This is a genomic window from Gulosibacter macacae (genome assembly GCF_003865375.1).
GTDB classification, from domain to species: Bacteria; Actinomycetota; Actinomycetes; order Actinomycetales; family Microbacteriaceae; genus Gulosibacter; species Gulosibacter macacae.
This window is the reverse complement of record NZ_RQVS01000012.1, coordinates 12237-35554: the sequence shown is the minus strand read 5'-3', so window position 1 is coordinate 35554 and position 23318 is coordinate 12237. Positions and strand designations below refer to the sequence as shown.

Here is a 23318-nt window from a genome sequence, read left to right as displayed (position 1 = left end):
ATCGAGATCCCGACCTAACGGCGGGGCGTTTCGAGCGGCGGCAGTGAGCCGCGGCGGCGGATGATGTCGCGCGCGTGCTCGTTGAGCCGGAAATCCTCGTCGCTCACCAGTTCAAGCTGCGGCACCGGAGCGGCGTGACCATCCTCATCCACGTGCACAAACACGGTCATGCAGCGAGTTGTGAGCTGAAAGTTCATATCGCGCGGGTTCGTCGCACTCACGCGCACCGGCATGTGAATCGAGTGGTCACCGGTGTGAATGATCCGCGCCGTCACCTCAACGACATCACCGATGTGCACCGGGTGGTGGAAGTGAATACCACCGGTGTAGACGCACACCGTTTCATCGCCGAAGTAGCTCGTTGAGAGCGCCTGCGCGGTCTCAGTAATCCATCGCATCACAATGCCACCGTGGGCGTTGCCGCCCCAGTTCACATCGGTCGGGTTCGCGAGGAACCGGAACGTGAGTACCGGCGTCGTACCTGCGTCGGTGTACTCCTGGGCGAGCATAAGGTCGTGAATCTCGCGCCGCGCCTCGGTGCGTTCCACGGCGCCGGTCGACAGGCGCTCGTCTTCCTTCGTGCGCGGACGCCAGGGCGGCACGGGCACCGGCTTGCGGTTCTCATCCATGGCTACGAACACGAGCAAGCAGTGCGTGGCGAGCGAAAACTCGCCCGAGCGCGGGTTCGCCGACTCCACCGAAACGAGCACGTGCATGCTCGAGCGCCCCGTGTGGATGATCTGCGCGGTCGCTTCGACGAGCGCGCCCGGGCGAATCGGCTGCGAAAAGTGCACATTGCCGACGTAGGCGGTCACACAGTATTGACCGCTGTAGCCGGCCGCGCAGGCATAACCCGCCTTGTCGATCCACTCGAGTACGCGACCGGCCTGGATGCTCGTGCCATCGCGTGTTTCATCGGTCGGCGCGGCAAGAAATCTGAGCGTAATTCGATCGTGCACGGCGTCCCCTTCGACTCAGTCGGCGAGCACACGTGGCGCTCGTATCCATTGTGTCACGGGGCGAGTGCACCAATGTTGGTGGTAACGCGGCTCGGGTAGCCTGTCCGAGGTATCTGGTGCGGTGCGAAGAAGGCGCGCGACCAGTGGAATTCAGGAGGCGCACGTGGCAACCACGAAGCTTGTCGAGTTGGCCGGACAATCGCTGTTCTCACACGTGCAGGCCGAATCTGATCTCGCCGATCGCACCGGCGGCGCCGGTTGCTCGGTCGACATGTCGGTGCCGGCAATCACCTTTCACGCACCCGAGGGCGATTCAACGTTCCCGGTGCAGCTCATCGGTTCGATTTCCAAGTCGGCCGGCACCTGGATGTGGGGCTGGCACAACGTCAACCAGTTCCCGGCCGAAGCCCTCGCCCTTGCCGAGCGCGTGCGCAGCGTTGGCAGCGACCTCGGCGTGAGCGAACTCACAACTCCGGTGGTGACGCTCAGCGAAACACCGTCGCTGCTCTTGCAGCTCGCCGCGGAGTCGATTGGCTCGGCGAACCACTGGATTTCGGTGGATGCGGGCAACGGGCTCACCGTGGTGCTCGCCGTCGACGCCGGGCAACTGCCCGCGCCCGACGCAGATCGACTCATCAGCACGGTGATGCGCGGCATCGACCTGCAGGTGGTGGAAGACCACCGCAGTGCACTCGTGGCGTATGCCGAGCGCATCGGGCTCGTCATTGAACCGGTCGAGGGCTCTGAGCGCGGCATGCGTCTGCGCAACAACCACGGCGGCATCGACGTTGATTTCGACACGGAGGGTCGGATGACGTCGATCTCGGGCGTCACGCACGATGTGGTCGCGGCAGGCGATGTGGATGCAACGGAGCCGCTCGGCGAGGACCCCGAGTCGTCGGAATGGTTTCGCTCGGCGATGAGCGACGACCAGAGCTCGAATGAGGAGCCCGCGGGCGAGGCGTCGTCGTCGGAACCAACTGTCGCTGAGGAGCCGACCTCAGTGGAGGAGGCCGCAGTGGAGCCGACCGCTGAAGAGCAGTCCGCAGTGGAGCCGACTGCAGACGAGCCTGTAGCCGAAGCGCAGACCCTTGACGTGGACGTCGCGGATGAGTCGACAGCCGAAGGGTTCAACGCTGACGAGCAGACCGCTAACGTCGACGAGCAGACCGCTAACGTCGACGAGCAGGCCGCTACCTCTGACGAGCAGGACGCTGTCGCCACCGAGCAGGCCGCTGGCACCGACGACTCGGATGAGCTCGAACCGGTCGAGCCGAGCGCCGAGCAGGTGCAGGCAGCCGAAGATGCCGTGGCGAACGTCGATCTCGATGATGATGAGTCGCCCTTTGGCGCGTCACCTTTCGTGGCTGACCCTGCGGCTGCGGTCGAACAAGAGCCCGCGCCGCCAGCACCTTCGGCACCGACTAGCGACCCGTTCGCCTCGCCGTTCGATAACGTGTCGCCGTTCAACGGCACCGAGCACCCCGCGAGTTTCGGGCAACCCGGATCGACGATGCAACCGGGTCCGGCACCGCTCCCATTCCCATCGGAGCAGCCCGCGCAACCGGGCTTCCCGCAGCAGCCCGCCGCATCATTCCCGGGGCAACCGGCATCCCCGGCAAGTGCGCCTGATGCATCCGGGATGCCCGGACCCTTCGGCTACGACCAGCCGCGCAGTTACGGTCAGCAGCCCGGCAGTAACCCGGCTCCCGCTCAGCCGGGCCACCCCGTCCAGCCGTTCCCGCCGCAACCGCCGCAGGGTCCGCAAGCCCCCGCGCCGTTCGGACAGCCAGGCACTCTGCCGTGGCAACAACCCGGTTATGGCACGCCTCAGGCGCCGCAACAGCAGCCTCAAGGACAGTTCTTCCCGCCACAACAACAGGGATTCGGACAACCACAGGGATTCCCCGCGCAACCGCCGGTCAACCCTACGTACCCGGCGAACCCGACGTATCCGGTGAACCCGACCTATCCGGCAACTCCCGGGTATCAGGGCGGTCCGGCTCAGCCGGTCAACCCGACCTACGGCGCTCCCGCGCAGGGCGGGTTCCAGGCTCCCGCTCAACCCGGATTCGGGCAGCAGCAAAACTTCCCGGGTGGCCAGCAAGGAATGCCGCAGCAGGGATTCGGACAGCCAGGTTTCGGTCAGCAAGGGTTCGGGCAGCCTGCACAGCAGGGCTTCGGGCAACAGGCACCCGGCTCTCAGGGCTTTGGCCAGCCGGGCCAGCAGGGATTCGGTCAGCCCGGTCAGCCCGCGTTCGGCCAGCCTGCGCCGCAGGGGTTCGGGCAACAGGGCTATGGGCAGCAGGGCCCCGGCCAACCGACTCCCGGCCCGCAAGGTCCTGGTGCGCAGGATTTTGGCCAGCAAGGATTCGGTCAGCCGGCCCCGGGTCAGCCGACGCCACAACAAGGTTTCGGACAACAGCACGGCGGTCCCGGTGCTGGCCAGGGCGTCCACGCACCGGGCCAGGGTGTGCCCGGCGGTCAGCCGTGGGGACAACCCACCGCACCCCCGCCCGGTCAAGGTCAGCCAATGAACGACCAACAGCCGTGGCAAGACCCGCGCCAGCAGCAGAACAACCCAGGTTGGCGACCTCCCGCGCCCCAGTAGCTCGGCGAGCATCCTGGTCACCGCCCGGCATCTCGTGGCGGTGACTAGACTTGCCTCCGTTGTACTCGCACCTGAAGACGGAGCCGCATGTCCGACATCACCGCCGCCGACGTGAAACACCTCGCCGGCCTCGCGCGGATCGACCTCACGACCGATGAGGTTGCCCGCATGACCGAACAACTCGTGTCGATCCAGCACCTCATTGCCACCGTGCAAGAAGTCGCGACGCCCGATGTGCCCCCGGCGAGCCACCCGCTCGTCATGCACAACGTGACGCGTGACGACGTGCCGGGCCAGGTGCTCGACCGCGAGGCGGCGCTCTCCGGCGCCCCCGATCGCGATGAAACGCGTTTCCGCGTGACCGCAATCCTGGGGGAGGAGCAGTAATGACTGAGCAGCTCATCCACGTCACCGCAGCCGAGCTTGCCGAGCAGCTACGCACCGGTGCCACGACCGCAGTCGCGGCCACTGAAGCGCACCTTGACCGCATCCGCGCTGTGGAAGGCGATGTGCACGCCTACCTTGCCGTCGACGCCGAGGGCGCACTCGAGCAAGCCGCCGAAGTTGACCGCCGCCGCGCCGCTGGAGGGGTGCTCTCGCCGCTCGCCGGTGTGCCGATCGCGGTCAAGGACAACATCGCCACCAAGGGCGTCACGACCACAGCCGCCAGCCGCATCCTCGAGGGCTGGGTGCCGCCGTACGACGCGCACGTCGTCGAGCGCCTGCGCGAAGCGGGCATGCCCATCCTGGGCAAGACCAACCTTGATGAGTTCGCGATGGGTTCATCGACCGAGCACTCGGCCTACGGCCCGACGCGCAACCCCTGGGACCTCGACCGCATCCCCGGCGGCTCGGGGGGTGGCTCCTCGGCCGCCGTCGCCGCCTACGAGGCACCGCTCGCGCTCGGCACCGACACCGGTGGCTCGATTCGCCAGCCCGCGGCCGTCACCGGCACGGTCGGCATGAAGCCGACCTACGGTGGCGTGAGCCGCTACGGTGCGCTCGCGATGGGATCGTCGCTTGACCAGATTGGGCCCGCGGCCCGCACCGTGCTCGACACGGCGCTCCTGCACGACGTCATCGGTGGCCACGACACTCGCGACCAGACCTCGATCAACCAGAGCTGGCCAAGCTTCGCCGACGCCGCTCGCGCCGGCCAGGTCGACGGTGCCCTCAAGGGCGTGCGCGTGGGTCTGCCCCGGCAGATCTGCGAGGGCGAGGGTTTCGAGCCGGGCGTCCTTGAGAACTTCAGCACCACGGTTGACCGCCTGCGCGACCTCGGCGCCGAAATCACCTGGATCGACACCGAAACCTTCGGCTACGCAGTTGCCGCCTACTACCTGCTTATGCCGGCCGAAGTGTCGAGCAACCTCGCGCGCTACGACTCGGTGCGCTACGGCCTGCGCGTCACGCCCGAGGGCACGCCGAACGTCGAGCGCGTCATGAGCGCCACCCGCGCGGCTGGCTTCGGCGACGAAGTGAAGCGACGCATCCTGCTCGGTACTTACGCGCTTTCGTCGGGCTACTACGACGCCTACTACGGCTCAGCGCAGAAGGTGCGCACGCTCGTGCAGAACGATTTCGCGGATGCATTCGCTAGCGTTGACGTGCTCGCGACGCCGACCTCGCCCACCGTGGCGTGGGCGTTCGGTGAGCGCACCGAAGACCCAACCGCGATGTACGTCGCCGACCTCACGACCATCCCCGCGAACCTCGCGGGTGTGCCCGCCATCTCGCTGCCCTCGGGGCTCAGCGACGGCCTGCCCGTCGGCATCCAGTTCATGGCGCCAGCTCGCGAGGATGCGCGCCTCTACACCGTGAGCGCAGCGCTCGAGCGCGCGCTCGAACAAGACTGGGGTCAGCCGCTGCTGGCTTCCGCGCCCGAGCTCAAGGAGGCGACTCGCTAATGGCGAAGCCCGAACTCATGGACTACGACGAGGCGCTCGCACGCTTTGAGCCGGTGATCGGTCTCGAGGTGCACGTCGAACTCTCGACGGCGACGAAGATGTTCTCGCCGACGCCGAACCCGGCCGCCGGCCACCACGACGCCGAGCCGAACACCTTCGTTGGCCCGGTCGACCTTGGCCTCCCCGGCACGCTGCCGGTGGTCAACGCTGAAGCCGTCAAGTTCTCGATGCAGCTCGGCCTCGCGCTCGGCTGCGAGATCGCCGAAGAGTCTGGCTTCGCGCGCAAGAACTACTTCTATCCCGACAACCCGAAGAACTATCAGATCTCGCAGTACGACGATCCGATTGCCTTCGACGGTTCGGTTGAGGTTGAACTCGGTGACGGCACCGTCTTCCACGTGCCGATCGAGCGCGCCCATATGGAAGAGGATGCGGGCAAGCTCACGCACATGGGTGGCTCGACCGGCCGCATCCAGGGTGCAGAAGCCTCACTCGTCGACTACAACCGCGCGGGTGTGCCGCTCGTTGAGATCGTCACCCGCCCCATCTTCGGTGGCGAGGAACGCACTCCCGAGCTGGCCGCCGCCTATGTGTCGACGATTCGCGATATCGTGCGCGCGCTCGGCGTCTCGGAAGCACGCATGGAGCGCGGCAACCTGCGCTGTGACGCGAACGTCTCGCTACGTCCACGCGGCGAAGAGAAGCTCGGCATCCGCACCGAGACGAAGAACGTCAACTCGTTCCGCGCGATTGAGCGCGCGGTGCGCTACGAGATTCAGCGTCAGGCGGCGATTCTCGCCGGTGGCGGCACGGTGACGCAGGAGACGCGTCACTGGCACGAAGACACCGGCCGCACCTCGCCGGGGCGTCCGAAGTCGGATGCGGACGACTACCGCTACTTCCCGGAACCCGACCTCATGCCGCTGCGCCCCGACCGGGCGTTCGTGGATGAGCTACGCGCGGCACTGCCGGAGCAGCCGGTGTTGCGTCGTCGCCGACTCAAGGCCGAGTGGGGGTTCACCGACCTCGAGTTCCAGGACATCGTCAACGGTGGCCTCCTCGACGCGGTGGATGAGACCGTTGCGCTTGGCGCCTCGGCTGCCGGTGCCAAGAAGTGGTGGATGGGGGAGCTCAGCCGCATCGCGAACGAGCGTCAGCTGCAGCCCACCGACCTCGCCACGCCGGCGCAGGTCGCCGAGATTGAGCAGCTCATCAGCGAGGGCGTCGTGAACGACAAGCTCGCCCGTCAGGTGCTCGAAGGTGTACTCGCCGGTGAGGGTACCCCCCGCGAGGTGGTCGAATCGCGCGGTCTCGCGGTGGTCTCAGACGATGGCCCGCTCATCGAGGCGATCGATGCGGCGCTCGCGGCACAGCCCGATGTGCTCGAGAAGATTCGGGATGGCAAGGTGCAGGCAGCCGGTGCGGTGATCGGTGCCGTGATGAAGGCGATGGCCGGCAAGGCTGACGCTGGCCGCGTGCGTGAACTCATCCTCGAGCGCGCCGCGCAGTAGCACCTCGACGCAGGCGCGGCCCGCGATTTGCAATCTAGAGGCTCATCCCGCTCCCGGAGCGGCATGAGGCCCTGAAATGCAAATCGCGGGCCGCCTTTCCTCGCTAGGCGCGCAAATGCGCGAGCTGAGCCTCAATCGAGTGGCGCGCGGCAGGAATGACGCCCGCCGGCGCATCCGGGTAGACCTGCGTGACGATGTCGTCAGCAGTGGCCTCCTCGCCGAGGTGCGCGAGCGCCGCCACCACCTGCTCGAGTCGCCGCAAGCGGTGAGCATGCAGGCGCTGCGCCTCAGCATCGAGCGCCGCAATCGGCTCACCGTGCCCTGGCAGGATGCTCGCCCCGGTGCGGTCACCGAGTGCCGAGAGCGCCTCAAGCGTCGCGAGATAGTCCGCAAGGGTGCCATCGGGGTGATCAAGCACGGTCGTTGAGCCGCCGAGGATCGTGTCGCCGCTGAGGAGCATCCGGGCACCCGGCACGAAAAACGAGAGCGAATCTGAGGTGTGCCCGGGGGTCGCGACCACATCAAGCGGCACCCCCGCGGCATCAATGCGCTCGCCGTCAACGAGGGGTTCGGCGCCGCGGCAGTGCTCGGGCAAGAGCGCGCGCACGGGGGCACCGGTGCGCTCGACAAGGCCGTCAATACCGGCGGTGTGGTCGCGGTGTCGATGGGTGATGAGCACGAGCTCGACGCGGCCCGCGACGGCGACCAGCGCATCCAGATGCTCGTCGTCGGCGGGACCAGGATCGATCACGACGGCGCCACGGCGCCCAATGAGATAGCTATTTGTTCCGGTGAGGGTCATCGGGCCCGGGTTCGGGGCGCGCAGGCGGCGCACGCCGTCGGAAAGCTCAAGCGCAAGTGCATCCACCATGCCGTCAGCGTAGTCGGCTCCACGAATTCTTCGTGATACTGACCTCATCTCCGGTAATCTGCCGTCACGGCAGCCGTGGTCGGTCAACGTCGACTGGCCGGGTGAGGAGAACAAGGTGACGGGCGAGCACGCAGACAAATTTCGGCTTTCGGCGACGACGTTGCTCGTGCGCGACCGGCCGGGTGGTTTTGAAACGCTCATGATTCAGCGGCCGCAGGCGGCGTCGTTTGGTGGGGCCTGGGTGTGGCCCGGGGGAGCGGTTGACGCGGCGGATGCGCCGGTGGGTAGCTTCGCCGATGAAGCCGAAGAGCTTTCGGCGCGAGCGGCTGGGCGGCGCGAGCTGCACGAGGAGACGGGGCTCGACACCGATGCTGATCGACTCGTGCCACTGGCGATTTGGACTCCGCCCGCACAGACGAAGCCGAAGTTTCGCAGCTGGTTCTTCGTCGCCGATGAGCACTCGGGAGAACTTAACCCTCAGCCCGAAGAGGTTGCGGCGGTCGAGTGGGTGACGCCCCGCGAGATGCTCGAGGCGCACACCGCAGGCGAGCTGGAACTGGTCGTTCCGACCTGGGTGACGCTGCACCAGCTCGCCGAACATCGTTCCGCGGCCGAGGTGGTTGAGCATGCGGCGGCCGGGCCGGTCGATCACTACGCCACCCGGTTCCGTAAGGCAGAGCAGTTCTTTTGTTGGTTTGGCGATGCGGCGTTTGAGGATGAACTCGGCAATGGCCAGGGCCGCCACCGGCTCGAGACCGCGGCGTTGCCCTGGCGCTACCTGCGCGACGCGGGCTAGCGCGACTGGGCGTTCCGAATGGAACTCATTGCGTTGCATTTGGAACTGTGGGCACGCATCCTCGCCAAGAAATGCCTGGTCACGTGATCGAGCCACCCACGGATGGATCTGAATGGCACACCTTGGGTTCCATTCGGCACGCCACAGGTTCCATTTGGAACGCAGTAGCGCGCTGTGTCGGCGAAATTCTGGCGACGCGGGCTAGCGCAACTCTTTGAGTCGCAGCATGGCCTCTTGCGAGACGCTCGCGACGAGTCGGCCTTCACGATCGTAGAAGTAGCCCTGCGAGAGCACCCGCCCACCGTGTGTGTTCGGCGTCTTGAGGGTGAACAGTAGCCACTCGTCGGCCCGAGCGAAGCGGTGCCACCAGACGCCGTGGTCAAGGCTCGCAACACGGATGCGCGGGTCGGTCCAGGCGAGCCCGTGCCGACGCAGCGCCGGGTCGAGCATGACGTAGTCACTCACATAGGCGAGCGCGGCGCGGTGCACGAGCGGGTCATCTGGCAACGGCCCCATCGCCTTCACCCAGACATGATCGATGGCCTCGCGGCCTTCGCCGGGCTCAAGGTAGATTGGCCCGCCCACATGCCGCATGGCAAAGGGGCGGCGGCGCACCCAGTAGTTCGCAAGTGACTCACCCGCGCGCTCGACATGCGAGGCCTCCGACTCCAGCGTTTCCGGGTCGGGTAGGCCTACTGGCATCGGTTCAAAATGCTCGAGCCCGGTCTCTTCGATCTGGAAGCTTGCGATCATCGACCAAATCGGCTCGCCCTGCTGGTAAGCCTGCACGTGCCGGGTCGAGAACGAACCGCCGTCGTGGATGCGGTCAACCGAGAAGGTAATCGGCGTGCGGATGTCTCCGGGGCGCAGAAAGTAGCCGCGCATGGAGTGAATCGGGCGATCTGCCGGCACGGTGCGACTTGCGGCAACAATCGATTGCGCGGCGACCTGGCCGCCGAAGATGCGCCCGTGGGGCATCCACTGGCTCTGTCCGATGAAGAGATCGTCGTTGGTGCGAGCGCCAGTGTTGACAAGATTGAGGGTCGCGAGGAACGAGTCGAGCGGGGGCATCTGCTCGAGCTCGTTGAATGCTTCGGGAGAGAACGCTGCGCCACCCGAGCCGATCCACCCCATCGGGGCATTGCGGCTGTGCTTGGCTTGATCGCGGGCGCTGGCGTTCTCAGTGGTCACCGGGCAAGTCTATGTCGGGGCCGCGCCGCAGCTGGTTGGCGCACGAACCGTCTGCTTGCCCCTAATCTTGGGGCATCGGCCCCTAGCCTTAGGGAATTGGTCGAATCGCGCGAGAGGATGCGGACATGGCTAAGCCAAAGAAGGACGCTGCCGCTACCAAGGTTGGCAAGTCGAAGCGAGAACCGCTCGATGAGTCGTTGCTGACGTGGGAATCGGCACCCGCAACTGACGCGAAGCTCGATAAGCCGAAGAAACCGAAGAAGTCGAAGACAGACAAGAAGGCGGAGAAGCCGGCCAAGGAATCGAAGCCAGCGAAGGGTGACAAGGCGGCAAAGCCCGAAAAGGCAGCCAAGGCCGAGAAGCCGAGCAAGTCCGACAAGTCGGCCAAGAACGACAAGTCGGCGAAGCGCAAGAAGCCAAGCAAGTCGAAGGAAGCGACCGTCGCTGACTCGGCACCGGCTGAGCGCGCTGCCTCCGCCGAAGGTTTCGGCCGCCTCGTGCCGGTGATTTCGCAACTCGTCACCCTGGTCGATCTGCACGAACCCGCAGTGCGCCGCAGCGTCTTCGACACCTACGTCTCGGCGATTGTGATTGGCGGCGCCGCCATCGATGATCTCGACGTGCTTGACGTGCGCGCTGGTCGTCCTGATGAGGTCGAAGAGGATGCGGTCGACGCTGTCAGCGAGACCGACACGGACTCAGCGACTGCTTCGACTGCTGATGCTGATGCTGATGCTGACGCAGACGCAGACGCAGACGCAGACACGAAAACCGACGCCGGCCCCGATGCAGCTGGCACCAGCGACGACGATGACGAGGCTGGCGATGCCGCCGCGCTCGCGGGCGCTGGTATCGGCGATGCCGACGACGTCCTCCCCGCCGATGACCCGCGGCCACATCGTCGCCAGCCCGCCTTCGAAAGCGAAGTGATCGCTGCGCGCGGTTCGACTGCCGCATCCGAGTTGCCGACCCATCGCACGCTGCGCGGGCTCGCCAACCAGGCCCCACCGTCGAACAACGACCAGCGCAATGTCGTCATCACCACCTGGCTTATTACCCGTGGCCACGAAGTGACGCCACGCGCGGTCGCTGCCGGGTACGAGCGGATGAGTTGGCGAGTGCCGGTGAACATCGGGTCGTCGCTGCGGCAAACAATTCGCAAGGGACTCCTTGCCGTTGGTGACGATGACACGATTTTCGTGACGCGCGCCGGTGCCGCCCACTTTGGCTGAATTGCTGTGTGATGGACCTGCTCGAACGCTGCGCTCGCGGCGAGAGTGAACTACAGCGCGCGGTGCACGCTGGCCTGCAGAGTCGCTGGCGCCTCGAACAGGATGTGGCATGGGCTCCCACCGGGAGTCCGCACCGAATTCTGCTCGGTGGCATGGCGGTAACTTCCTCGGCGGATGCGGCACAATTGGCTACCGTTGCAGGTAGCGTTGGCGATCCGTTTGGCCTATTTGACCCGGAAGATCTGCCGGGACGCACCCTCACCGGCACGACGGCGTGGATGCATCGAGATCCGCAACCGCCGCCCACTATTCCCATGCATCCGGACCTCGTGGTGCGCCGGATCGTGCGTTCGGCCGATGTGGCGACCTGGGAGCGGACCGTGTTTGAGGCCAATGGTGACCTCACGCGGGAGCCCGGCGAATTGCATCCGGCTGCCAGTGTGCACGTGCCCGGGCTTGCGCTCTATCTTGCCGAACTCGATGGCAAGCCGGTGGGTACGAGCTTGCGGGTTGTGGGTCGGCACGGGGTGACGGTGAGTGCCGTTGCGGTGTTGCCCGAAGTGCGCGGCCAGGGCATTGGCCTCGCGCTGACGCACCGGGCGGTCGCGGCGGCACCGGAACTGCCCGCGACGCTGAGCGCGAGCGCGATGGGCGAGGGACTCTACGAGCGCCTTGGGTTCCGCAAGGTCGGGCTCGGCGTCACCTGGTCGCCGCTCGCGGAAGCTCTCGGCGGATCCGCTCGCGGAAGCTCTCGGCGGATCCGCTCGCTGAGGCTCTCGACAAATCCGCTCGCTAAGGCTCTCGAAGCGTGAGGAACTGGTGCTTCGAGTGCCTCAGCACACGCCTTCCCCGGCCAGCGATATAGTGCTGACTACTCCTCGTCGTCGGCCACTTCGGCGCGGGTGGCTTTCGGGTTGGCCGTGAGCGTCTCTTTCACGCGGCGACGGAGCACCTTGCCGAGGAGCGACTTCGGCAACTCCTCCCAAACGACGTAGCTGCGCGGCACCTTGTGCTCGGCGAGGTGCTCGCGGGCATAGGCACGTACAGCAGCCTCATCGAAGGTCGCGCCCTCGGCGAGCACAACAGCCGCCGTGATCGACTCCACCCCGCTTGAGCCGCGCTGAATGCCAACAACGGCCGCCTCAGCAATGCCCAGTGCCCCGGCCAAGACCTTCTCGACCTCAGTGGGTGCCACGTTGAAGCCACCGGTGATGATGATTTCCTTCTTGCGGTCGACGACCGTGATGAAGCCATCGGCATCCTGGGTGACGAGGTCACCGGTGCGCAGCCACTGGCCAGGCAATAGCACCTTCGCGGTCTCTTCGGGATTGTTCCAATAGCCCTGGAAGACCTGCGGCCCGTGCACAACGAGCTCGCCAACCTCGCCCAAGGCGACTTCAACATCGATATTGTCGGGGTCGACCACCTTCACCGTCGTTGACGGAGCGGGCAGGCCGATCGTGCCGATCTTGCGGTTCGGGGCGAACGGATTGACGCAGCAGAACGGCGACGCCTCGGTCAGGCCATAGCCCTCGGTGAGGCGGCCACCAGCCACCGATTCCCAGCGCTTCACCGTGGCATCGGTGAGCGTCATTGCGCCACTCATCGCGTAGTGCGCGGCCGAGAGATCAAGCTCACCTTCGGCCGCAACGCGCGCCAAACGGTCATACATTGGCGGTACGCCCGGTACAAAGGTGGCCGGGTGACGCTTCGAGGCCGCCACCACGAGATCGGGGTCAAACGATGGGAAGAGCACGACGCGCGAGGCCGAAGTGACCCCGTAAATGATGCCGAGCAGTAGCCCGAACGAGTGGAAGAGCGGCAGGAAGAGGTAGATCGTTTCGCGACCGGGCGTGAAGTCAGGCATCCACGCGGCACCCTGGCGACCGTTTGACACGAGGTTCGCATGCGAAAGCATTGCGCCCTTCGGCGTGCCGGTGGTGCCCGAGGTGTACGAGAACGCGGCGATGTCGTTGGGCCCCGGCTTCGGCACTGACGCCGGAATCGGCTGCTGACCGAGCAGCTTCTCGAACGGCACCGTGCCGGGCGCAGCTGCCGTGAGCTTCTCGCGACCCTCGCGCGCCTTCTTCACCGGCAGCTTGAGCATGAGGCGCATCTTCAGGGGCATCATCTTGGTCATGTTCACCGAGATGACGTGCTTGACCTCAACCTCACCGCGAAGCGATTGCACGAGGGGCGCGATCTTGTCCCAGGCGACGGTGATCGAGGCGCCGTGATCGAGGTACTGCGTGCGCAACTCGTCACGGGTGTACAGCGGGTTGTGCTCGACGCAGATCGCGCCGAGTCGCAGCACCGCGTAGTAGGCGATGACGTGCTGCGGGCAGTTCGGCATGACAAGCGCCACGCGATCGCCAGCCTTGACGCCGATACGACGTAGCCCATTCGCAAAGCGAAGCACGTGCTCGTGCAATTGGCTGAAGGTGAGTTCGGCGCCGAAAAACTCGATGGCGGGGGCATCCGGAAACTTCTCGGTGGTGCGTTCGAGTACGTCGTAGAGCGAGCAATCCGCCGGTTCGATATCGGCAGGAACCCCCTCTGCGTAGTTGCTCAGCCAGGCACGGGTCTCGTTGAGTTCCTTCGCATCCATGTCGAAAAGCTTACGGTGACCCTCCGACACGACCTGCGAATGTCGTTGGCTCGGTGTGAAATAGGTGGTGTGAGTCGTAAGGATCTTGGTGATCGCGTTACCGGAGCATTCGGTGACGATTCGAGCGCCACGATTTTGCACGTCGATATGGATGCATTCTTCGTCGCGGTCGAACTCCTCGATCGGCCCGATCTGCGCGGCGAGCCGGTCATCGTCGGTGGTGCAGGAGGCCGCGGTGTCGTTTCGTCGGCGAGCTACGAGGCCCGCGCCTTTGGCGTGCACGCCGCGATGCCCATCGGTCGGGCGCTGCAGCTGTGCCCGAAAGCGACCGTGCTGCCGGGAAATATGCAGAAGTACCGCGATGCATCTGCCCGAGTGATGGCAGTGTTCCGCGACATCACACCGCTCGTCGAACCGCTGTCGATTGATGAGGCCTTCCTCGACGTCGCCGGGGCAACGAAACTCTTTGGTTCACCGACCGAGATTGCTCAGCTCATTCGTCGGCGCGTGCTCGAGATCACCGGGCTTACCTGCTCGGTTGGCGCCGCATCCACGAAGTTCGTGGCGAAGCTCGCGAGCGGTAAATGCAAACCAAACGGGATGCTCGTGATTCCTGCCGAAGACACCATTCCGTTCCTGCACGCTCTGCCGGTCGGCGCGCTCTGGGGCGTCGGTGCGACGACCGAGCAGAAGCTGCGCAGTCGCGGCATCAGCACGGTATTTGAACTCGCGCACACCCCGAGGGCGGCGCTCGACCGCATGATTGGCAAGGCCATGGGGGAGCGGCTGGCCGATCTCGCTTGGGGCCGCGACCCGCGCGGGGTTGAAATCGAGCGGCGCGAGAAGTCGGTGTCGCATGAGCAGACCTTTGATGTCGATGTCACCTCGCATGCCGAGCTCGAGCGGGAGGTGCGTGCGCAGGCTGATGCCGTCGGTGCCCGCTTGCGACGTGCGGGGCTCGTGGCCGGCACGGTGGCGATCAAGTTGCGATGGGCGAACTTCGAGACGCTCTCGCGTCAGGTGCGACTCGAGCGGCCCTCGAATACTGGCCTCGTGCTCTTTCGCGCGGCGGCAAAGCTTTTGGATGAGGCCCACGGCGAGGGGCGCGCGGTGCGGCTCATTGGTGTGCGAGCCGATCACCTTAGTGACGCCGACGACGCGACCTCGTTGACGCTTTGGGACGAGGGAGACGACGAAGAGTGGGAGGCCGCCGAGCGGGCCGTTGATACGGCTACGGCACGATTCGGCAAGGATGCACTGCGCCCGGCTTCGCTTCTCGGTCGCCATGAGCGCCGAGATCGGGGTACCGGGTTGAGCGAGCGGCCAAACCGCCCGAGCCAGGGCCTCGACTAGGGCGCCTGCGGGCCAAACACGGCAGCCGAGTGCGGCGGCATGGTCGCGAGTTCGCCCTCCACCGCCACATCGTCGCAGGTTGCGAAGAGCAGCTCCGGTTGCTCCCGATACTTCGTCCAGCGCACATCGACATCGAGCGCGACTTCGCGCACCGCATCCGAGAAGTTGAGCACCACCTGCAGATCGCCGCGCCAGAACGAGAACGTACGCTGCGCCGCATCCGCGGTTACCGTGACATCGCGCAACCACGGTGACGAAAGCTCGGGATGCGCGTGGCGCAGCCGGATAAGGCGACGGTAGACGTCGAGCAGGCCGGAACGCTCAGGTCGATCCAGCTCCATCCAATCGAGCATCGACCGGCGATAGGTGTCGGGATCCTGCGGATTCGGCACCTCGGTCGCATCCCAACCCATGCGTGCGAACTCGGCAATGCGGCCCTCTGAGGTGGCCTGGGCGAGCTCGGGTTCGGGATGCGATGAGAAGAATTGGAACGGTGTGAGCGCGCCCCACTCCTCGCCCATGAAGAGCATCGGGGTGAAGGGCGAGCACATGAGGAGCGTCGCGCCAACGGCGAGCTGTTCGGGACTCAGCGACTCCGACAGTCGGTCACCGCGTGCGCGATTGCCGATCTGGTCGTGATTCTGGGTCGAGACGACCAGCCGCCACGCGCGGGTATTAGCGCTGAGGGGGCGGCCGTGGTGGCGACGGCGGAAAGTCGACACCGAACCATCGTGGTAGAAGCCCTTGGTGAGCACCTTTTCGAGCGCCGAAAAGCCGCCGCGCGACTCCGCGAAGTCTTCGTAGTAGCCATCGTCTTCGCCGGTGAGACAGACGTGGGCGGCGTGATGAAAGTCATCTGACCACTGGGCAGTGAGCCCGTAGCCGCCGGCGTCGCGGGTGGCGATCGTGCGCGGGGCATTGAGATCAGATTCGGCGATGAGTGAGAGCGGGCGACGAAGATGCGCCGAAGCCGCGTCGATCTCGTTCGCGAGCTGTTCGAGGATGTGGGTGGCCGCGGTGTCGACGAGTGCGTGCACGGCGTCGAGACGCAGACCATCAACGTGGAAGTCGGTGACCCACATGAGCGCATTGTCAATGAGGTAGCGGCGTACCTGGTCGGAGTCGAACCCATCGAGGTTGACGGCGTCACCCCAGGCGGTCGTGTGTTGGCCAGACAAGTACGGGCCGTACATGCCGAGGTAGTTCCCGGAGGGCCCGAGGTGGTTGTAGACGACGTCTTGGATCACGCCGAGGCCGCGCTGGTGGCAGGCATCGACGAAGCGCTGATAGGCGAGCGGGCCGCCATAGGGCTCGTGCACGGCGTACCAATAGACGCCGTCGTAGCCCCAGCCGTGGTCACCGTTGAAGGCATTCACCGGCATGAGTTCAACGAAATCGACGCCGAGGTCGACAAGGTGATCGAGCTTGTCGATGGCAGCGTCGAGGGTGCCGTCGACGGTGAAGGTGCCGACGTGCAGCTCATAGATGATGCCGCCGGCGAGTTGTCGGCCGGTCCAGGCGTCGTCGTGCCACTGGTAGCTACTCGCATCGAAGGTGCGCGAGAGGCCGTGCACACCGGCCGGCTGGCGCCGCGAGCGGGGATCGGGGCGCGGGGTGTCGTCATTGTCGATGAGATACCCGTAGTCGTGCTCACCGAGCGGGGCTTCGGGGTCGAGCGGCGCGAGACCGACCGGCTGCCACCACGACTCGTCGGTGCGCACCATGTCGTAGGTTTCGCCGTCGATGAGCACCCGCATCCGGCTGGCGCGGGGCGCCCAAATGTCAAAACGTGAATCGCGCACGGGCGGCCCTTTCTATCGACGTACGAGCATCGCGACCGGCAGGTCGGCAAGGAGTGCTGCAACTGGGGTGACGCCCGAGAATTCACGGCCGCTGAGCTGGTCGAGCCAGACTCCGGCAGGCAGGTCCACCCGGGTGTCGTGCCAACCGCCGCCCTCGGCAAGCTGTCGTGGCAAGCGCGTACCGACGAGGGCAACGCCGCCGCGGTCGAAGGCGATGACGTGGTCAGCCGCGACACCCGCCGCGGTGATTGGTTCGTAGCCCTTGAAATATTCGGGCAGCACCTTCCGCATGCGCAGCGCCGCGGTCACGATCATGAGTTTGACCGCGCCGGTGTCGTCGATAGGCGGGCGTGCCCCGTGCGTGACGGCATCGAGCGCCGCCGCGCGCGACATCCAGTCAACCGGGCGGCGATTGTCGGGGTCGACGAGCGAGCGATCCCACAGCTCGGTGCCCTGGTACACATCGGGGACGCCCGGCGCGAGCAGTTGCATCGCCTTGAGCACGAGCGAGTTCGAGCGCCCGGGTTCGGTGATGAGGTCATCAAGCCGGGTGACGATCGCTCGGGCCGCCGGGTGGTCAAACGCCGCATCCACGGCACGATGCAATGAGTCTTCGAACTCGGTGTCGACCGCCGTCCAGGTCGTCACATCGCCCGCTTCACGAGCGGCCTTGATGGCGTAGTCGTGCACGCGCTGACGCGAAGCTGGCCACACTCCGAGCACCGCCTGCCAGAGCAGATTGCCGAACCCACGGTTCGCGAGCGGGGCAATATCGAGTAGCTCGCGCAGCGCCTCGGCCCACTCATCCGGAATCTCGCTGATCGCGGTGATGCGGGCCCGCACGTCTTCCGAGCGCTTGGTGTCATGAGTCGACAGTGCCGTTTGCGCGAGCGGCCAGGAGTTGAGCCGGCGGCGCTGCGCCTCGTGAAACTCATCAACCGTGAGCGAAAACACCGACGGGTCGCCGCCGACCTCGTTGAGCGAGGTGAGGCGCGAGTAACGATAGAAGGCGCGGTCTTCCACCGCCTTCGCCATGATCATCCCGGTCGTCTGCTGAAAGCGCAGGGCAGCCGGATGCTCGGGGTCAAGGAGCGCTGGCAGCACCGCCTCGATTGCCGGGCCGAGATCAGGGCGCCAATCCGCCGCATCCTCGGCGGCCTGGCGCAGCAGCTCTTCGCCGTGCGGCAAGTACGTGCGGTAGACCGGGAACGAGGCGGCGATCTCGGCGACCGCGTCAACCGCATCCGGCCGGTCAATACCCGCCGCCGCAAGCTCGCCGCCAATGCGCAAAAGCTCCGCCTGCAGCGGTTCATCGGTGACGAAGCGCTTCATGTGATGCACGAGCGTCGGCCAATCGTCGGTGTCACGCGTCGACAGGCGCGCGGCGAGCTGTTCGAGGTCGGCGCGACTGTCGGCATCGACGAGCACGCGTTCGAACTCGCCGAGCGCGTCGTAGCCGGTGGTGCCCTCGCAGGCCCAATCGCCGGGGAGCTGTTCGCCCGGTTCGAGAATCTTCTCGACCGAGATGTAGATGCCGCCGGTTGCCTCACGCAGCCGCTCGAGGTAGCCGCGCGGGTCGCGCAGCCCATCCGGGTGATCGATGCGCAGACCGTCGACGAGCCCCTCGCGCACCCACGAGAGAATCTCGGCGTGGGCCGCATCCCACACTTCGGGCACCTCAACGCGCAACCCGGCGAGCGAAGTCACGACGAAAAAGCGGCGGTAGTTGAGTTGCCAATCGCCAACCCGCCAGTGCACGAGCCGATAGTGCTGGGCACGCAAGACGGTGCGCACATCCGCATCTTCGGGGGCGGTGCCGTCGGCAAGCGGCAGTTCGAGATCCCAATAGCGCAGGATGCCCGCCTCGCGGTCGATCGTGACATGGCCGATGGGCTCGCCCGGGGCCGACGGCATGTCGTCGTCGCCAACGATCGGCAACAGCACCCGCCCGCCGCCCGCATCCCAATCAATGTCGAAGTACTCGGCGAATTTCGAGTCGCGACCGTGTGCGAGCACATCCCACCACCACGCGTTCTCGCGCGGGGTACCGACGCCCATGTGGTTCGGCACGATGTCGACGAGCACGCCGAGGCCCGCCTCATGCGCGGCAGTTGCGAGGCGTTCAAAGCCCGCACGCCCGCCACGCGCCTCGTCGACGCGGGTGACGTCGACGACGTCGTAGCCGTGCATCGACCCCTCCGACGATTGGAGAATCGGCGAGAGGTAGATGAAGTCGACACCGAGCCGCGCGAGATACGGAATCTGCGCGGCGGCGTCGTCAAAGGTGAACTCGGGTGTGAGTTGTAAACGGTAGGTGCTGTGGGGCATGCGAATGGTCACGCGGGGTCCTCTCAGCAGGGCGACTAGGTCGCGGTGACGTCCGAAGTGTTGGTCACAATCGGAATGGCTGCGGTCATCGTGGCGATGGATGCGGCAACAGAGTGGTCGGGCTCAGCTTCGGGCTCGAGGTACTCGCGCAACACGACGAGCGAGCGCGGTTCGAGCTGGAATTCTTCGCCCTTGTGGAACGGCACGTGCGAGGTGAGTTCGCCCGCCGTATCGATCACGACTTCCCACGACATGGTGATTTCGCGCGAGGGGAGCGTGACCGGGATATCGGTCTCGGAGGCGTTGAAATAGATGATGAAGCTGCGGTCGGTGATGCGTTCACCGTGCTCATCGCGGCCGGCGATGGCGTCACCGTTGAGGAAGTAGCCGGTCGCCCTGACGAACGCCTCATTCCAGTCTTCATCGACCATCTGGCTGCCATCGGTCGAGAGCCAGACGACATCGGGCAGGCCCTCACCCTCGCCGCGCTTGGCCACCTTGCCGTTGAAGAAGTGGCGGCGGCGGAAGGTCGGATGCTCGCGGCGCAACGTCGACAGCGCCCGCACGAACTCGGTGAGTGGCTGGTCGCCGCTCGACCAATCAATCCACGAGAGCTCGTTGTCTTGCGCGTAGGTGTTGTTGTTGCCGCGCTGGGTGCGCCCGAGCTCATCACCGTGCAGCATCATCGGCACACCCTGCGAGAGCATGAGCGTGGCAATGAAGTTGCGCTGCTGGCGGGCGCGCAGGGCGTTGATCTCAGGGTCGGCGGTCGGTCCCTCGGCGCCGCTATTCCACGAGCGGTTGTGTGACTCGCCGTCGCGGCCGTCTTCGCCGTTCGCTTCGTTGTGCTTCTCGTTGTACGACACGAGGTCGTGCAGGGTGAAGCCGTCGTGCGCGGTGACGAAGTTGATCGAAGCGACCGGGCGGCGACCCGAGCGCTCGTAGAGGTCGGCCGAGCCGGTGATGCGCGTGGCGAACTCGCCAAGCGTCGAAGGCTCACCGCGCCAGAAGTCGCGCACGGTGTCGCGGTACTTGCCGTTCCACTCAGTCCACAGCGGCGGGAAGTTGCCGACCTGGTAGCCGCCGGGGCCCACATCCCACGGCTCGGCAATGAGCTTCACCTGCGAGACGATCGGGTCTTGTTGCACGAGATCGAAGAACGCCGACAGCTTGTCGACATCGTGTAGTTCGCGCGCGAGGGTCGAGGCGAGGTCGAAGCGGAAGCCGTCGACGTGCATCTCGGTGACCCAATAGCGCAGCGAGTCCATGATGAGCTGCAGTGAGTGCGGGTGGCGCATATTGAGCGAGTTACCGGTGCCGGTGTAGTCGGTGTAGTAGCGCGCATCCGGTTCGAGCTTGTAGTACGCGGCGTTGTCGAGCCCGCGGAACGAGAGCGTCGGGCCGAGGTGATTGCCCTCGGCGGTGTGGTTGTAGACCACATCGAGAATGACCTCGATGCCGTTTGCGTGGAGGGCGCGCACCATGCTCTTGAACTCCTGCACCTGCTGGCCGGCGTCACCGGTCGAGGAGTAGTCGCCGTGCGGCGAGAAGAAGTTGAGCGTGTTGTAGCCCCAATAGTTGCGCAGGCCCTGCTCGACGAGCGTGGAGTCGTGCACGAACTCGTGCACCGGCATGAGCTCGATGGCAGTCACGCCAAGCTTCTTGAGGTGCTCGATGATGGCCGGATGCGAGACGCCCGCGTAGGTGCCGCGCATGTGCTCGGGCACATCGGGATGCAACATCGTGAGGCCCTTGACGTGGGCCTCGTAGATGAACGAGTCGGCGTAGGGAGTGCGCGGGTGGCGGTCGCCGGCCCAGTCGAAGAACGGGTTGATCACCACGCCCTTCGGCATGTAGTGCGCTGAGTCTTCGTCGTTGCGCGACTCGGGGTCGCCGAAGTTGTACGAGAAGACCGCCTGGTTCCAGTCGATATTGCCGGTGACGGCCTTCGCATAGGGGTCGATCACGAGCTTGTTTGGGTTGTACCGCTGACCGCTCGCGGGGTCGTAGGGGCCGTGGATGCGGTACCCGTAGCGCTGGCCAGGCTGCACGAGCGGCAGGTAGCAGTGCCAGACGTAAGCATCCTGTTCAAAGAGTTGCACGCGGGTCTCGTTGCCCTCGTCATCGAAGAGGCAGAGTTCTACCTTTTCGGCGCCACCAGAGAAGATGGCAAAGTTCGTGCCCGAGCCGTCATAGGTGGCTCCGAGCGGGTACGCGGTTCCTGGCCAGCTCTTGAGTGGAGCATCCTGGATCGTCGCCGGCGTCATCCCATCGCGTGGCGGTGCCGCGCGGTTCTGGTTGGGAGCTTCGGCGTTCGCGTTCTCAATCTGCGTCATGCGTGGTCCCTTTCATCAGGTGCCTACCTTAGGGCGGCTCGGGGAGAGATCCCTGAACTGGGGCCGGTGTTGTTTACTTCCCAGCCCGCACGCACCGCTGCGCCGTAGCGTTGAGGGCATGAGCGAAGGCATCAAGGGAATCCCAGCAGCCACCGACGGACTCGGCGTGAAGCTCGCCTATGGCGAGCGCATTGAGCTTGGCAATGAGCAAGTTGTGCCGGTCGCGATGTGGGCCGGTGGCGGCGGCCAGGGTGTCGACGACCACAACCAGAGCGGATCTGGCTTCGGTGGTGTGTCGGTTCCGGTTGGTGTCTACGTAAGCGACGCTTATGGCGTGCGCTTTCGCCCGAACCTCATCGCGCTGGTTTGCGCCGTGACGCCGCTCGTCTGGGTCACGAGCCGCGCGGTGATTCGCCTCATCAAGACGCTCAAGCGCTAGTGTCGGCTTCTCCGAGCCGGGCGGCCGGCTCGGGCGCCGTCGTGCTCATCGATGGCCGGTCTGGTGCTGGCAAGACTTCGCTTGCCGGTGCACTTGCTGCTCGCACTGGCGCCGCGCTCGTGCACGTTGAGGATTACTACCCGGGCTGGAACGGCCTGGCTGCCGGTGCCGAGGCCATCGTCTCGGAGGTGCTTGAGCCGTGGCTTCGCGGCGAGAGCGTCGCGCTTCGCCGCTGGAATTGGCACGAGGATCGCTTTGAGCCGGCCGGTGCACTCGCGGCCGGCGGCAATCTCATCATTGAGGGATGCGGTGCCATCTCGCGGCGCTCGCGTCCACTGGCCGACCTCGCCATTTGGCTCGAGGGCGAGGAATCGTTGCGCCGCACGCGAGCGCGGGCGCGCGACGGCGACGATGCCTGGTGGTCGCCCTGGCGCGAGCAAGAGGATGCGTTCTACGCGGCCGAGGGGTCACCGACGCTCGCCGACCTCATCCTGGGGCCGGCGACCGGTGTCGACGAACTGATGGCGCTGCTGAGTGAGCGCGGATTCGCGTTTTAGAGCGAGCTCGACGGGCTCGACGAGCCGACGTAGAAATTGAAGAACGCCGCACCCGACGCGAGCATGATCACGAGGATGATGGTTGAAATCACGATGCCAATGGCCATCCAGATGAGGGTCGCGCGGGCGTAGTTCTTCTTGGCGCCAGTGTCAGCGCCGAAGGCGAGGATGAGCACGTAGATGAAGCCGACCACCGGGATGCCGAGCAAGAAGATCGTGAGCATCCAGCTGCCGACCGAGTCTTCGGTGCGCTGCGGCGGTGCGTAGCCACCCTGAACGGGGTACGGCTGCTGGTACTGGTACTGCGGTTGCATCGACACGTAGGTGCCCTTCACTGGCCTGGGAATAGTGCAAACGACAGTCTAGGAGCGACGAACCACCGGCAGGTACCGCTTGAGACGCGTTAGGCCCAACCGAGTTCGTGAAGCTGATGGTCGTCAATGCCGTAGTAGTGGGCAATCTCGTGCACGAGGGTGATGTGCACTTCTTCGCGCAGTGCATCCTCGTTCTCGCAGATCGCAAGTAGCGGTTCGCGAAACAGGATGATGCGGTCGGGGAGTTCGCCGTAGCCGTAGTTGCCGCGTTCGGTGAGATCAAAGCCCTCGTAGATGCCGAGGAGGTCGAGGGAGCCGTCGGCGGGCCGATCTTCAACGAGGAAGACGACGTTGTCGAGTCCGTCAACCATCTCGTCGGGCAGGGCATCGAGCTCATCTACGACCAGGCGCTCGAAGTCGTCCGCATCCATCTCCATGCCGCCCACCATACTTACCTAACCAATCTGGCTGGTCGAGCGGTGCCTCACCCCTGGTTGGTCGAG

Annotated in this window: 19 protein-coding genes; 10 read left to right on the top strand and 9 right to left on the bottom strand. The window is 65.6% G+C overall.

What is annotated here, in order from left to right:
* Positions 1-14: 14 nt before the first annotated feature.
* Entirely contained in the window at positions 15-959 is a 945-nt protein-coding gene (locus EG850_RS10125; RefSeq protein WP_124973090.1) for an acyl-CoA thioesterase, read from the bottom strand.
* Positions 960-1122: 163 nt separating this feature from the next.
* Here EG850_RS10125 and EG850_RS10120 point away from each other — a divergent pair, with 163 nt between their 5' ends.
* From EG850_RS10120 to gatB, 4 genes are all read left to right on the top strand, one after another.
* Complete coding sequence (locus tag EG850_RS10120; RefSeq protein WP_124973088.1) at positions 1123-3570, top strand: DUF6882 domain-containing protein; 2448 nt, start codon at positions 1123-1125, stop codon at positions 3568-3570.
* An 87-nt stretch (positions 3571-3657) separates the two neighbouring features.
* Positions 3658-3957 (top strand): Asp-tRNA(Asn)/Glu-tRNA(Gln) amidotransferase subunit GatC, encoded by a 300-nt coding sequence (gatC, locus tag EG850_RS10115; protein WP_124973086.1) that lies wholly within the window; start codon positions 3658-3660, stop codon positions 3955-3957.
* A complete protein-coding gene (gene gatA, locus EG850_RS10110; RefSeq protein WP_124973084.1) occupies positions 3957-5477 on the top strand; it encodes an Asp-tRNA(Asn)/Glu-tRNA(Gln) amidotransferase subunit GatA in 1521 nt (506 codons plus the stop codon). The genes gatC and gatA overlap by 1 nt, the downstream gene beginning before the upstream one ends.
* Entirely contained in the window at positions 5477-6988 is a 1512-nt protein-coding gene (gatB, locus tag EG850_RS10105; protein WP_124973082.1) for an Asp-tRNA(Asn)/Glu-tRNA(Gln) amidotransferase subunit GatB, read from the top strand. The genes gatA and gatB overlap by 1 nt, the downstream gene beginning before the upstream one ends.
* A gap of 103 nt (positions 6989-7091) precedes the next feature.
* Here the strand turns inward: gatB and EG850_RS10100 are convergent, their stop codons facing one another.
* Positions 7092-7859: an MBL fold metallo-hydrolase gene (locus EG850_RS10100; RefSeq protein WP_124973080.1), complete on the bottom strand. Its 768-nt coding sequence runs from the start codon at positions 7857-7859 to the stop codon at positions 7092-7094.
* Positions 7860-7974: 115 nt separating this feature from the next.
* Between EG850_RS10100 and EG850_RS10095 the strand changes: the two genes are divergently transcribed.
* Entirely contained in the window at positions 7975-8655 is a 681-nt protein-coding gene (locus EG850_RS10095) for an NUDIX domain-containing protein (protein WP_185715027.1), read from the top strand.
* A gap of 201 nt (positions 8656-8856) precedes the next feature.
* On the opposite strand, the gene EG850_RS10090 is transcribed toward EG850_RS10095, so the two are convergent.
* Complete coding sequence (locus EG850_RS10090; protein ID WP_124973212.1) at positions 8857-9726, bottom strand: acyl-CoA thioesterase; 870 nt, start codon at positions 9724-9726, stop codon at positions 8857-8859.
* A 245-nt stretch (positions 9727-9971) separates the two neighbouring features.
* Between EG850_RS10090 and EG850_RS10085 the strand changes: the two genes are divergently transcribed.
* Complete coding sequence (locus tag EG850_RS10085) at positions 9972-11078, top strand: hypothetical protein (RefSeq protein ID WP_124973076.1); 1107 nt, start codon at positions 9972-9974, stop codon at positions 11076-11078.
* An 11-nt stretch (positions 11079-11089) separates the two neighbouring features.
* On the top strand, positions 11090-11890 hold the full coding sequence (locus tag EG850_RS10080; protein WP_235829294.1) for a GNAT family N-acetyltransferase: 801 nt from the start codon (positions 11090-11092) through the stop codon (positions 11888-11890).
* A 59-nt stretch (positions 11891-11949) separates the two neighbouring features.
* On the opposite strand, the gene EG850_RS10075 is transcribed toward EG850_RS10080, so the two are convergent.
* Positions 11950-13686, bottom strand: coding sequence for an AMP-binding protein (locus EG850_RS10075; RefSeq protein WP_124973072.1), 1737 nt, complete (start codon positions 13684-13686; stop codon positions 11950-11952).
* A 69-nt stretch (positions 13687-13755) separates the two neighbouring features.
* Here EG850_RS10075 and dinB point away from each other — a divergent pair, with 69 nt between their 5' ends.
* Complete coding sequence (gene dinB, locus EG850_RS10070; protein WP_268878160.1) at positions 13756-15039, top strand: DNA polymerase IV; 1284 nt, start codon at positions 13756-13758, stop codon at positions 15037-15039.
* Here the strand turns inward: dinB and treZ are convergent.
* Genes treZ through glgX form a run of 3 tightly spaced genes read right to left on the bottom strand, consistent with a single transcriptional unit; the run spans position 15036 to position 21436 of the window.
* Positions 15036-16841: a malto-oligosyltrehalose trehalohydrolase gene (treZ, locus tag EG850_RS10065; protein ID WP_124973070.1), complete on the bottom strand. Its 1806-nt coding sequence runs from the start codon at positions 16839-16841 to the stop codon at positions 15036-15038. The genes dinB and treZ overlap by 4 nt on opposite strands.
* A 12-nt stretch (positions 16842-16853) precedes the next feature.
* Positions 16854-19175 (bottom strand): malto-oligosyltrehalose synthase, encoded by a 2322-nt coding sequence (gene treY, locus EG850_RS10060; RefSeq protein ID WP_124973208.1) that lies wholly within the window; start codon positions 19173-19175, stop codon positions 16854-16856.
* Positions 19176-19204: 29 nt separating this feature from the next.
* A complete protein-coding gene (gene glgX / locus EG850_RS10055; RefSeq protein ID WP_124973206.1) occupies positions 19205-21436 on the bottom strand; it encodes a glycogen debranching protein GlgX in 2232 nt (743 codons plus the stop codon).
* Between the two features lie 187 nt (positions 21437-21623).
* Between glgX and EG850_RS10050 the strand changes: the two genes are divergently transcribed.
* Together EG850_RS10050 and EG850_RS10045 are read left to right on the top strand one after the other, a co-directional pair.
* A complete protein-coding gene (locus EG850_RS10050; RefSeq protein ID WP_124973068.1) occupies positions 21624-21944 on the top strand; it encodes a hypothetical protein in 321 nt (106 codons plus the stop codon).
* Complete coding sequence (locus tag EG850_RS10045; RefSeq protein WP_124973066.1) at positions 21944-22501, top strand: nucleoside/nucleotide kinase family protein; 558 nt, start codon at positions 21944-21946, stop codon at positions 22499-22501. The genes EG850_RS10050 and EG850_RS10045 overlap by 1 nt, the downstream gene beginning before the upstream one ends.
* On the opposite strand, the gene EG850_RS10040 is transcribed toward EG850_RS10045, so the two are convergent.
* Both EG850_RS10040 and EG850_RS10035 read right to left on the bottom strand, forming a co-directional pair.
* Positions 22498-22836 carry a hypothetical protein gene (locus EG850_RS10040; RefSeq protein ID WP_214609549.1) on the bottom strand — a complete coding sequence of 113 codons (339 nt, stop codon included), beginning with the start codon at positions 22834-22836 and terminating at the stop codon, positions 22498-22500. The two genes, EG850_RS10045 and EG850_RS10040, sit on opposite strands and share 4 nt — an antisense overlap.
* A 68-nt stretch (positions 22837-22904) precedes the next feature.
* Entirely contained in the window at positions 22905-23252 is a 348-nt protein-coding gene (locus EG850_RS10035) for a metallopeptidase family protein (RefSeq protein WP_124973064.1), read from the bottom strand.
* Positions 23253-23318: the final 66 nt, after the last annotated feature.